The sequence below is a fragment of the Staphylococcus argenteus genome, assembly GCF_000236925.1.
GTDB lineage: Bacteria > Bacillota > Bacilli > Staphylococcales > Staphylococcaceae > Staphylococcus > Staphylococcus argenteus.
In genome coordinates, this window is record NC_016941.1 from 1,846,362 (window position 1) to 1,858,393 (window position 12,032).

At 31.2% G+C, this 12,032-nt stretch carries 11 protein-coding genes, 8 tRNA genes and 1 pseudogene; 1 reads left to right on the forward strand and 19 read right to left on the reverse strand.

Annotated features, from left to right (window positions below; genetic code table 11):
• Window positions 1–30: 30 nt before the first annotated feature.
• The 17 genes and pseudogenes from seu to SAMSHR1132_RS08805 form a co-directional block, all read right to left on the reverse strand.
• Window positions 31–801: a staphylococcal enterotoxin type U gene (gene seu / locus SAMSHR1132_RS08725; RefSeq protein ID WP_000764694.1), complete on the reverse strand. Its 771-nt coding sequence runs from the start codon at window positions 799–801 to the stop codon at window positions 31–33.
• Window positions 802–942: 141 nt separating this feature from the next.
• The gene (gene sei / locus SAMSHR1132_RS08730) at window positions 943–1,671 is read right to left on the reverse strand and encodes a staphylococcal enterotoxin type I (protein WP_000713848.1); all 729 of its coding nucleotides are present in this window, start codon (window positions 1,669–1,671) and stop codon (window positions 943–945) included.
• 34 nt (window positions 1,672–1,705) lie between these two features.
• The gene (sem, locus tag SAMSHR1132_RS08735; protein WP_000821650.1) at window positions 1,706–2,425 is read right to left on the reverse strand and encodes a staphylococcal enterotoxin type M; all 720 of its coding nucleotides are present in this window, start codon (window positions 2,423–2,425) and stop codon (window positions 1,706–1,708) included.
• Window positions 2,426–2,706: 281 nt separating this feature from the next.
• A complete protein-coding gene (locus tag SAMSHR1132_RS08740; protein ID WP_160149172.1) occupies window positions 2,707–3,489 on the reverse strand; it encodes an exotoxin beta-grasp domain-containing protein in 783 nt (260 codons plus the stop codon).
• Window positions 3,490–3,718: 229 nt separating this feature from the next.
• Window positions 3,719–3,807, reverse strand: a tRNA-Ser gene (locus SAMSHR1132_RS08745).
• A gap of 54 nt (window positions 3,808–3,861) precedes the next feature.
• Window positions 3,862–3,933: transfer RNA gene (locus tag SAMSHR1132_RS08750), tRNA-Glu, on the reverse strand.
• A gap of 1 nt (window position 3,934) precedes the next feature.
• Window positions 3,935–4,009 (reverse strand) — tRNA-Asn (locus tag SAMSHR1132_RS08755).
• A gap of 16 nt (window positions 4,010–4,025) precedes the next feature.
• Window positions 4,026–4,099, reverse strand: a tRNA-Gly gene (locus SAMSHR1132_RS08760).
• Window positions 4,100–4,114: 15 nt separating this feature from the next.
• A tRNA-His gene (locus SAMSHR1132_RS08765) sits at window positions 4,115–4,190 on the reverse strand.
• 13 nt (window positions 4,191–4,203) lie between these two features.
• Window positions 4,204–4,276, reverse strand: a tRNA-Phe gene (locus SAMSHR1132_RS08770).
• A gap of 16 nt (window positions 4,277–4,292) precedes the next feature.
• A tRNA-Asp gene (locus tag SAMSHR1132_RS08775) sits at window positions 4,293–4,368 on the reverse strand.
• A 15-nt stretch (window positions 4,369–4,383) separates the two neighbouring features.
• A tRNA-Met gene (locus SAMSHR1132_RS08780) sits at window positions 4,384–4,457 on the reverse strand.
• 396 nt (window positions 4,458–4,853) lie between these two features.
• A complete protein-coding gene (locus SAMSHR1132_RS08785) occupies window positions 4,854–5,408 on the reverse strand; it encodes an RBBP9/YdeN family alpha/beta hydrolase (RefSeq protein ID WP_000132895.1) in 555 nt (184 codons plus the stop codon).
• Between the two features lie 269 nt (window positions 5,409–5,677).
• Window positions 5,678–7,078 (reverse strand): protoporphyrinogen oxidase, encoded by a 1,401-nt coding sequence (gene hemY, locus SAMSHR1132_RS08790; protein WP_042355410.1) that lies wholly within the window; start codon window positions 7,076–7,078, stop codon window positions 5,678–5,680.
• 23 nt (window positions 7,079–7,101) lie between these two features.
• Window positions 7,102–8,025: a ferrochelatase gene (gene hemH, locus SAMSHR1132_RS08795; RefSeq protein ID WP_000162889.1), complete on the reverse strand. Its 924-nt coding sequence runs from the start codon at window positions 8,023–8,025 to the stop codon at window positions 7,102–7,104.
• 57 nt (window positions 8,026–8,082) lie between these two features.
• Window positions 8,083–9,120: a uroporphyrinogen decarboxylase gene (gene hemE / locus SAMSHR1132_RS08800; RefSeq protein WP_000233523.1), complete on the reverse strand. Its 1,038-nt coding sequence runs from the start codon at window positions 9,118–9,120 to the stop codon at window positions 8,083–8,085.
• A pseudogene (locus SAMSHR1132_RS08805) lies at window positions 9,110–9,217 on the reverse strand (hypothetical protein). Before SAMSHR1132_RS08805 ends, hemE begins: the two are co-directional and overlap by 11 nt.
• 164 nt (window positions 9,218–9,381) lie before the next feature.
• On the opposite strand from SAMSHR1132_RS08805, the gene traP reads away from it, so the two are divergent.
• Window positions 9,382–9,885: a signal transduction protein TRAP gene (traP, locus tag SAMSHR1132_RS08810; RefSeq protein ID WP_000737977.1), complete on the forward strand. Its 504-nt coding sequence runs from the start codon at window positions 9,382–9,384 to the stop codon at window positions 9,883–9,885.
• 123 nt (window positions 9,886–10,008) lie between these two features.
• On the opposite strand, the gene ecsB is transcribed toward traP, so the two are convergent.
• The gene (gene ecsB / locus SAMSHR1132_RS08815; protein ID WP_001245772.1) at window positions 10,009–11,232 is read right to left on the reverse strand and encodes an ABC transporter permease EcsB; all 1,224 of its coding nucleotides are present in this window, start codon (window positions 11,230–11,232) and stop codon (window positions 10,009–10,011) included.
• Window positions 11,225–11,965 carry an ABC transporter ATP-binding protein EcsA gene (ecsA, locus tag SAMSHR1132_RS08820; RefSeq protein WP_000216866.1) on the reverse strand — a complete coding sequence of 247 codons (741 nt, stop codon included), beginning with the start codon at window positions 11,963–11,965 and terminating at the stop codon, window positions 11,225–11,227. Before ecsA ends, ecsB begins: the two co-directional genes overlap by 8 nt.
• Window positions 11,966–12,032 lie beyond the last annotated feature (67 nt).

Consider the following 12,032-nt stretch of genomic DNA (forward strand, 5'->3'; position numbering starts at 1 on the left):
TAATATTTTTTATAATATACTCTCCCTCAATTACTTTTTAGTTAAATGAACTTCAACATTAACAGATTGACTGTCAACTGTTTTATTATCGTTATATATCAATAAATATTTAGTAGGATAAAATTTTTCACCAGATTCAGGCATCATATCATACCAAAAAGTATTACCATTGCCTTCGATAAACTTTATATAGCCAGTCTCATAAGGCGAACTGTTAAATTCATATAAATCTTTATGCTTAAGTAAATAGTTTCTAACTTTATAATCTATTTCTTGGGCTGTTATGTTTTTCTTATTAGTAGGTATATCAAAAGATAATGAATTTCTCTCATTTTCGTAAACCTTAATTAAGATATTATGCGAGTTATCAGTTGAATTATTTTTATCTATTTGATTTCCATCATGCTCGGTCACACCGCCATACATACACGTTTTTCCAATTAATATACCATCATTTAATTCCATATTATCCGCTGAAAAATAGCATTGATTATAATAGTTTGTCCCAAACAAATCTACGTTTTTATTTTTATATTTATCCGAAAGACTTTTATTATTAAATTCTGTTTTTAAAATTTTAGAACCATTTATTTTAAATAATAAATCATGTTGTAAAAACTTTTCTTGGGCTTTAATGTTTGTTTCTGATACGTGTTTATCGTCATACAAATACCTCATATTATCCATTAGACCAGTGAATTCACTCGCTTTATTCAATTGTTCTGGTTTAGGATTGTCATTTAACATAAATAGTAAGCTGCAAGACTTAACACATATGAAGAGAAAAGCAAATAACTTCATTCCAACAACTCCATATTTTAAATTTTTATAAATTTGATGTATTACAGTGAATATTAAACGTACATATTAGCCCAAGAGCCTTTAAATTTAAACCGTTAACATTCATATAAATTCGCATTTTAGTGTTAAAAGTAATTATCATTAGTTACTATCTACATATGATATTTCGACATCAAGATGAAATTTTTCAGATTCTATTATTTTATTATCTTCATAAATTTTCAAAAAACTTACAGGCACTCCATCTCCTGTATAAAACAAATCATATGAAAATGATTTTTCATCATTTAAATGAAATAAAACTTTCCCCTTATTAAAACCTGAATAAAATTTAGATTTATATCCATATTCTTTGCCTTTACCAGTGTTATTATGACCATATATATTGTATTCTTCTTGAAGATATCTCCTTAATTTAACATCAATTTCTTGAGCTGTTACTAGTTTTTTATTAGTTGCTATTTTGTCAGTAGAAATTGTTTTATGCTTGCCATTAACCCAAAGATTTATAGGGATTTTTCTAGCAGAATTTAAGTATTGTCCTGATAAAGTGGCCCCTCCATACATGTATTTAGATTTACAAGGACCATTATAATCAATACCAAAAATATCCAGTTTCTTTCCTTTAAATTTACTTATTTCGTCCCAATTATTAGATTCTGAGATCAAATCATTGGTACCGGTTGAAAATTCGAGTTGATTCGCAATAGGTAGGTTTTTATCTGTGACGCCTTTTAAATCTATATAATCATATTTTGTATAGAAATTTCTTAAGTTACCTACACCAATATCTCCTTGCGCATACGAAAGGTCATCAACGTTAAAAAATAATATAAAAACTACTATAAAACTATATTTAAATTTTTTCATGGCATTTCCTTTTCTAAGTTATGATTGAAATACTTCAACTTTCGTCCTTATAAGATATTTCTACATCTAAATGGAATTTATCAGTTTCGACAGTTTTGTTGTCATTATATATTTTTAGGAAACTTTCAGCTTGCCCTGTTCCGGTATCAAATAAGTCATAAGAAAAAGATGAACCGTCATTCAAATGAAATGATATTTTTCCTGTATTAAATCCAGAACTAAATTTTGACTTAGTACCGTAATTTCTTCCTTTATTTGTATCATTAAAGCCATAAATGTTATATTCTTCTTGTAGATATCTTCTTAATTTAGTATCAATTTCTTGAGCTGTTACTATCTTTTTATTAGTTGATACTTTCTCAGTAGATATAGTTTGATGTTCGCTATTAACCCAAAGATTAATAGGAATATATTTAGACTTCTCTAAATAATCACCCGCTAAAGTAACTCCTCCGTACATATATTTATTTTTTAGACAATATCCACTATAACTTAGACCGTATACATCAACAGCACGATTTTTGAATTTCTTTACATCATCAACGTTCTTAAATTCAGCTGTTACTGTCGAATTATCCATAGAAAAAACTAATTGATGCGAAAGACGATTATTGTCAGGATTAATATTTTGATGGTCTTCGATTGGATAGCTACCATAATAGTTCCTAAGATTCAAAACTCCAACATCAGCGGTTGCGATATGATTTTGTGAATAACAAAACAATAAAACAACAATGATAAGTATTCTTTTCATTTTATATTTCTCCTATAATTAAATATGCCTATCTTTATTATCCTTTTATTGTAAAAAAACATTCTTCTTCTTAAATCATCATGACTCTATCCCACTTATCTACTATTACTCGTTAATCTACTTTTGTTATCTATACTAAAATAGAAAACTTTTTATAGTAATAAAGTTAGATTTGAATCATTAATCGTTCATCGTCATTTGCTAAGCAACTTTGTAAAAATATGTTAATATCTATAGTTCTTTATAGGATTGTAAGTTGATACGCATCAACTTTTAGATTGTTATGTAAATAAATAAACATCAATATGATAGTCTGATGAATCTATTGTTTTATTATCATTATAAATTTGCAAATATTGATCTGGTAAATTTCCTTTAATATAAAACAAATCATAATAAAATGATTCTTTTTGCTCCGAATGCGAATGGAATTTAATATAACCTTTTTGTACATCACTAGTCATTCTGTCATACAATTTATATTCATTATTTAATTTTGTTCTTACTTTAATATCAAGTTCTTGTGCAGTAACTTTCTTTTTATCTGTAGTAACAATAAATGTATTAACATTTACATTATCCTTATACACAGCTACTCCTATATTTTTAGGCTCGCTTAATTTATTATTTTCATGAGATGTTATCCCACCATAAGTACAGGCAGTTTTCACTTGATGCTCACCATGACAATGCGCTTTATAGTAGACACCATAAATATCTACAGTCTTTCCAAAATACTCTTTGGAAATTTCCGATGAGCTAAATTCCACTTTTAAATCTTTAAATTCAGCAGACTTTCCATCTAACCAAGTAAAATTTTTGAATAATAAATCAAAATCTAAAAATTTTTCTGTAGTTGATACAGGTGACTTATCTATTGTAAAGCGATTATTTACATAGTCTTTCTCAATGTTATGTAGAGCAATAGGGTCTACACTTGACTTCTTACACAAATCCTCAATTTTAGGTTTTTCTTCATTTGCATATGCATTGTTTACACTACATATTGCAATTAAATTTATAATTAATAATAATACATTTAACATTGTTTTACTCTTTTTTATAATATCCCTCCTTCACAAAAAGTTTTTCTTATAGAAACTTTTCAATATAAATTAAAAAATTCTGGTTTTAACCTTTAAATATTCACTAATTTTTTTGAATACGATTTTAAAACTTATCAATCCTATTTACAATTGAACAAACACATTTTAAACTAAGTGACTCAGATAATAGACACAAAACCTTAAAAATAGCGCTTAAAATGATTTCAAACCATTTTAAGCGCTATAACGGAGAGTGAGGGATTCGAACCCTCGAGACGCTTGTGGCGCCTACACACTTTCCAGGCGTGCTCCTTCGGCCAACTCGGACAACTCTCCTCAATAATAAATATGTAATAAAAAAACAGAAGCGATATTTCACTTCTGTTTGTATGACTCCTACGGGACTCGAACCCGTGTTACCGCCGTGAAAGGGCGGTGTCTTAACCGCTTGACCAAGGAGCCATGGCTCCACAGGTAGGACTCGAACCTACGACCGATCGGTTAACAGCCGATAGCTCTACCACTGAGCTACTGTGGAATAATAATAAAAATAATGGAGCGGGTGATGGGAATCGAACCCACAACATCAGCTTGGAAGGCTGAGGTTTTGCCATTAAACTACACCCGCTAATGTAAACGATTATGGGGCGGCTGAAGGGGATCGAACCCTCGAATGTCGGAACCACAATCCGATGTGTTAACCACTTCACCACAACCGCCATGAATTAAGAATGGTTCAGGACAGAGTCGAACTGCCGACACATGGAGCTTCAATCCATTGCTCTACCAACTGAGCTACTGAACCTTAATGGTATTAATAATGGCGGTCTCGACGGGAATCGAACCCGCGATCTCCTGCGTGACAGGCAGGCGTGTTAACCGCTACACTACGAGACCTATTAAAACTATGTATTGCGGGAGGCGGATTTGAACCACCGACCTTCGGGTTATGAGCCCGACGAGCTACCGAACTGCTCCATCCCGCGCTAATATTATTTTGAATTACCTAATTAATATACCATATTTAAATACCTAAAGTCAAGAACTTTTTGAATTTAATTTAAATATTATCTCTTAAATAATTACTTAAATATCGTAGCAACATGTTCTCTGTTGAACACAAATATTAGTATATTCATTTTTGTAGTGTACGTCAACGACATTTTAAAAGTTTTTTGTGTAAAAAAACGCTTCTTATTCCCTTTTATAATATAAGTGTCTAATAGTTGTCATAATTAACCATAAAACATTGAAAAAGATGTAGAGACCATAAAATTTATAATACCTACATCTTCAGCTAATTAAAATATAATTATAGTCATTTTCACTAAAATGCTATGCCTCCTGTTGACATAACACAACACTGCGCAATCATACATTCCCTAGCGTGTCATGTAATCTTGCATGCGATCTTGCAATGCTGTAAATGTTTCGAAGCCGTCCTCTTCTAAGAAGTGCCCTCCATCTTCAACGATTCGTATATTACCTTCTAATGCATTCATTAAACGTTGAGTCTCTTTATATGAAACGTATTTATCATTTTTAGAACTCAATCCATAAAAATGATCGACTTTCTTCTTAATATTATCATAGTCGATTGTCACATTACTTAAATCGATATCTAAGTCAATTTTTTCTGCATCTTCTTTAAAACCTGCAATACTGAAAAATCCTTCAATCGGCTGATCAATCATTTCAATATATTTTAGCGCTGTAATTGAACCTAAACCATGAGTTACAAAATATGTATCTTTCTTTCGTACATTAATTTGTTTTGTCATAGCTTCAACCCATTGATCTACTGTCTTCATTTCAGGTGATTCAAAATTAAATAATGTTACGTCATACCCTTCTAAAGTTAAGTTATGCTCCAACCACTGATACCAATGATTTCTGCTATTTCCGTGCATAGAATGAACAATGATTACATCTGTCATCTCATTCTCTCCTTTCAACATGCTGTCTCTTTTTCTATTGTTAAAACTTTTACTATTTACTAATAATTGTAAAATAAAAGCACCTTAAATAGAAATGTTTATATCTCAAATTGACATTTCAAATTAAAGTGCTTTGTCATTTTTTCTATTAAATTTAGAAACAAATCTTACTATGTGTATATATTTTTATAACAATTACAATATTTCTGAATTTCCATCAATAAAAAATATATAAAGATACTTCCCTAGCGTCCTTGTCCATAATTAGCCTAAAGTTCTGCAACAATTTCTTCAGCAGCAACCTTACCTTGCATAATACAATCTGGCAATCCAACCGCTTCAAATGAAGCACCTGTAACTCGTAGACGTGGATATGTCTGTTTAACGTGAGTTTGTATATCTCTAATTTGTTGAATATGTCCTACGTGATACTGTGGCATACTTTTCGGCAACCGATTTACAATCGTAAATTCAGGATTACCTTTAAATGTCATCATTTGACTTAAATCTTTACGCACAATTGAAACTAACTCATCATCAGTATGATCATCGACCACAGTGTCACCTGGTTTACCTACATAGGCACGAATCAACACCTTACCTTTTGGCGTAGTAAATGGCCATTTTTTCGATGTCCAAGTACATGCGGTAATGTCTGTATCACTTGTTCTCGCGATAACGAAGCCAGTACCATCATAGGTATTTTCAATATCTTTTTCATCAAATGCCAATACAACAGTCGCAACCGTTGTACTATCCATTGTTTTAAAATAATCAAATGCTGGATCTTGACCAAACCAATTTAAAAATACTTGATGTGGTGTCGTTACTAATACGCCATCATACACTTCTTCTAGCTGATCGTTATAAACAATTTTATATTGTTTTTGAGACGTGATAATGTCATCCACTTTTGTATTATATTGAATTGATACACCCTTATTTTTCACATCTTGTTCTAATGCTTCAATAAATGAACTTAAACCATGCTTAAATTGTTTGAATTGTCCTTTTGGTGCACCAGGGTATAATTGTCTTTGTTTCTGACGCTTATTTTTCTCATCCTTCATACCTTTGATCAAACTTCCGAATGCCTCTTCTTTTTCTTTAAAATTAGGAAACGTACTCATCAAACTTAATTTATCAATATCTGTACCATAAATACCACCCATTAAAGGTTCAATTAAATTTTCAAGTACCTCATTCCCTAATCTCGCTCTGAAAAATGCACCAACAGAAATATCACCATCCTGCATTTGAGTAGGCTTTTTAAGCAAATCCAATCCTGCTCTTAATTTACCAAGTGGCGATATTAATTTTGTAGTAACAAATGGTTTAATATCTGTTGGAATTCCCATAATTGAGCCACCTGGAATTGGATATAATTTATTTTTCGCAAAAATATAAGATTGTCCTGTTGTATTTGTAACAATATCCTGTTCTAGCCCTATATCTTTTGCTAATTCTGTCATTATAGTTTTTCTGCCTAAATAAGATTCAGGACCAAGTTCAATCATATAACCATCTTTACGATAAGATTGAATCTTTCCCCCCGGTCGATTCGATGCTTCAAAGATTGTTATGTCAATATTAGGATCTTGCTGTTTTAAAAAATATGCACTTGATAATCCTGTTATCCCCGCTCCTATTATAGCCACTGATTTACTCACAACGTTTCACGCTTCTTTCGTAATTAAAATATGGACTTTATTTCATCTACAATTGCACCGATAAATAATGGATGTGTATTCGGCATTTCAGGTCGATAATATTTCGCACCAATGTCATCGCAAACAACTTTACATTCATAATCGTTGTCGTAAAGTACTTCTAAATGTTCACATACAAAACCTACAGGCGTGTATATAAAGTTTTTGTAATGATGTTTTTCATATAAATCACGTGTTAAATCTTGTACATCCGGTCCTAACCATGGTGTACCTGTATTACCTTCAGATTGCCAACCAATCGCGATATTTTCAATATTAGATTGTTCTTTGATTAAAAGCGCAGTATGTGTTAGTTCCTCTGGATATGGATCATTATTTTTTTCAATTAAACCTTTTGGCAAGCTATGTGCTGAAACGACCAAGACAGTATCTTTGTGTTCATCCTCTGGAATTTGAACTAATGTTTCATTAACTTTATTCGTCCAGTACTCAATGAATTTAGGTTGTTCATAATAATGTTTAACATGTGTCAGTTGAATACCATATTTTGCTGCTTCTTCATCTGCACGTTTGTCATATGACCCTACTGAAAATGAAGAATAGTGTGGTGCTAATACAACAGTAATTGCTTCTGTAATACCATCGTTATGCATTTGTTCTACTGCATCTTCAATAAATGGTGAAATATGTTTTAATCCTAAATAAAGTTTAAACTCAACGTCAGCATATGCTTTATTTAAAGCTGAAACTAACGCATTGGCTTGTTCGTCCGTTGTACCTGCTAATGGTGATAATCCACCAATAAATTCATATCTATTCTTCAAATCTTGAAGTTCTTCTTCAGTTGGACGTTTACCATGTCTTATATCCGTATAATATGGTTCAATATCACTCTCTGTATAAGGTGTACCATATGCCATAACTAATAGTCCCATTTTTTTAGTCATTGATAATACCTTCCTTTAAATGAATTATCTTTCTCGTGCTATCGCTATTTCATAAAATTATTTTTGCGTATAATTATGAACAAATTCACTTACTTTGCGTAACGTTTCAGGTTGTACTTCTGGAAATACGCCATGACCTAAGTTGAAAATATGTTTTCCATGTGCCATACCTTGATCTAAAATAGGCTTTAGTCTTTCTTCTATAACATCCCAAGGTGCTAATAAAATGGATGGATCAAGATTTCCTTGTAATGTTTTAGTTACACCTAATTGTTGCGCTTGGTTTATTGAAGTTCTCCAATCTAATCCTAATACATCAATTGGTAAATCATTCCATTCATTAATTAAATGGCTTGCTCCTACACCAAATAAAATGACTGGTACATCATGTACTTCTTTAATTTCATTTATTAAACGCATCATGTGTGGTTTAATGTAATGTCTATAATCTCCGACATTTAATGCCCCCACCCATGAATCGAAAATTTGAATTAATTCTGCGCCTGCTTCAACTTGAGCAGTCACATACTTAACTGATACATCAACTAAGTGATTCATTAATGCAAACCACGTTGCTTCATCTCTGTACATCATCGCTTTTGTGAAATTATAATTTTTCGAAGGTCCACCTTCTATCATATATGATGCCAATGTGAATGGTGCACCAGTAAAACCAATTAAAGGTACATTTAACTTTTCTTCTGTTAAAAGTTTAATTGTATCTAGTACATAAGGTACGTCTCGTTCGGGGTCTATTTGAGAAAGTTTCTCAACATCTTGAATTGTTTTAATTGGATTGTGTATAACAGGTCCAATACCAGATTTAATTTCAACATCTACACCAATTGGCTTTAATGGTGTCATAATATCTTTGTATAAAATTGCTGCATCTGTATGATAATTATCAACTGGTAGATGTGTTACATAAGCGCATAGCTCCGGCTGATGCGTAATTTCAAATAGTGAATATTTTTCTTTCAATTTACGATATTCTGGTTGCGATCGGCCAGCTTGTCGCATAAACCAAACAGGTGTATGTGTTATTTCTTCACCTTTAATCATTTTTAAAATTGTATTGTTTTTATTATGCACCATAAAGGCCTCCTAAATTAAAATCATTCTTATCTATATTATCATATCGCTCATTCGTTCGTATTTTCAATAATTAAATGTCATAAAACTGACATTTAATTGTAGAGCCATTTATTGTAAATTTAAATTCTAAAGTCCATTTTTTGTATCATTACTTCTAAATATCTCGCATGATTTATTATAGTAATTTTAAACATATATTAATAGTGGTAAAGACTAGTTTATCATCGTATAATAAATAAAAACATAAGGGGGACCTTTCATATGAAGAAACTATATACATCTTATGGCACTTATGGATTTTTACATCAAATAAAAATCAATAACCCGACCCATCAATTATTCCAATTTTCAGCATCAGATACTTCAGTTATTTTTGAAGAAACTGATGGTGAAACTGTTTTAAAATCACCTACAAAGTATGACGTTATAAAAGAAATTGGTGAATTCAACGAACATCATTTCTATTGTGCAATATTCATTCCTTCAACAGAAGATCATGCATATCAACTTGAAAAGAAATTGATTAGTGTGGATGACAATTTCAGAAACTTTGGTGGCTTTAAAAGCTATCGTTTGTTAAGACCTGCTAAAGGTACAACATATAAAATTTATTTCGGATTTGCTGATCGACATGCATACGAAGACTTCAAGCAATCTGATGCCTTTAATGACCATTTTTCAAAAGAAGCATTGAGTCATTATTTTGGTTCAAGTGGTCAACATTCAAGTTATTTTGAAAGATATTTATACCCAATTAAAGAATAATTTTAAAGAAAACTTCCATTGGTTATGCTGTTCGCGTACAGATGCTAATGTAATAAGAACGCCATATAATTCGGCACTCATCATTACAAGCATCTACACAACATACATTCCAATGGAAGTTTTTTAATCTCTTAATAATGTCTCTTGATATTTTAACTTTTTAATAATACTTCGAATTGTTAGTAATCCAACAATATAGAAAATGACAACTACATAAAATAACATCATATGTTTAATCATAAATGTCACAGCAAATACAGTACAAATAACTAACATTAATCTATATAGAAACTGCTCATACCCTTTGATTACCTTTTCTTCAGGTACCGGCCATACTTGTGGCCATAAACCATATGCTTGTTGTGAATAAAACTGTGCCATTTGAAGCAATATAATATACACAAAAAGACTTCCGATAATTGCTGTCACTAATGGGTATGATAACCAAATCATTAATAGAACAGCAATGATTAATAATCTAAAGATAATATTAAAAGCATCTCTTCCTCTAATAAAGCTACGTATAAATAAAAATAAATACATTGAATTAGAGTTGAACTTGCGACCTTTTGGAACCGGTAATAGTATATCCAAATAGCTACGTCTAACTGCTGATTCTTTTAAGTGTTTCACATCCGTAAACATATTAACAAATTTATAGTAGTTCATATGATGACGATGTTCGATAGCAATCATTTTCTCCCATGGATATAAAAAGCTAGGTTTAGACCTTTTGACTAATAATTCTATTAAGAGTGGTAAAACAATTAATATACTTGCCACATACCACTTCATTCCTAGTATTAAATAATAAGTGACACCGAAAATGAAAATTGATATGAGGTTTACTTGCCATGTACTTAAACCAGATTGATACCATTGCCATCTTAAACGTAATCCAACATATGGAAATATCAATGCACAGATAGCAAAACATATATAAAATGCCACACTATGTTGATTAATATTATAAAATAACGGGAACAGTACGACGATAATAACAAGTTGCATTAATATTCTCGCAAAATAACTGTATAAAATCGCATGGTTCATAAACTGGGACATATGCTTTTCAAACGGTAATAAAAATATCTTGTCCGCTTCTTTTAAGAGTGGTCGCATCGGGAAAATCGACACTAATGCAACAATGACTGATGCAATCAATGCAAAATCAATATTTGTTGGAATATGTTTTAACCATTCTCCGTATCCAAATATAAATGCACCTAGCAAAATAAGTAAAAAGACCATGAAATGACCATTAAAAATAAACTTATTATAATAACTCTTCTCTTTACGAAGGGCATGTACTCTTTTGTTAAATAATGTGGTTGCTTGATTACGCATGTATATCTCCACCTTGCGTCACATGAATATAAATATCATCAAGCGTTTGATTATGTAAGCCCGTTTGTTGTCTCAATGCTTCTAAATCGCCAAACGCCACTACTTTACCTTCATCTAAAATAATAAAGCGATCGCAATAACGTTCTGCAGTTGCTAAAATATGCGTACTCATTAAAACGGTTCTGCCTTCGTTTTTCTTTTCAACCATTAAATCTAACATGGATTGAATTCCTAAAGGATCTAATCCTAAAAATGGTTCATCTATAATATATAGTTCAGGATTAACAATAAACGCACAAATTATCATAACTTTTTGCTTCATACCTTTAGAAAAATGACTTGGAAATACTTTTAATTCATTTTCTAAACGGAATGTCTTTAATAATGGCATTGCACGCTTCATTGCTTCGTCGCGATCGATATCATATGCCATTGCAGTCATCTCTATATGTTCTTCTAAAGTAAGCTCTTCATAAATAACCGGAGACTCAGGAATATAGGATAACTTTCTACGATACGTTTCAATGTCATCATTAATATTTATATCTGAAATTGTTAGAGATCCTTTCATAGGTGTCAATAATCCTAGCATATGTTTAATTGTTGTACTTTTACCTGCACCATTAAGTCCGATAAGGCCAACAATTTCACCTTTGTTTAATTCAAAATTTATATCTTTAATTACAGGGCGTTTTCCATATCCACCTGTAAGATGTTCTACTTTAACTGTCATAAGGCACCTCCATGACTTATATTGTACCAAAAATTATAAAATGCTCATATTAAATAGACATGTACTA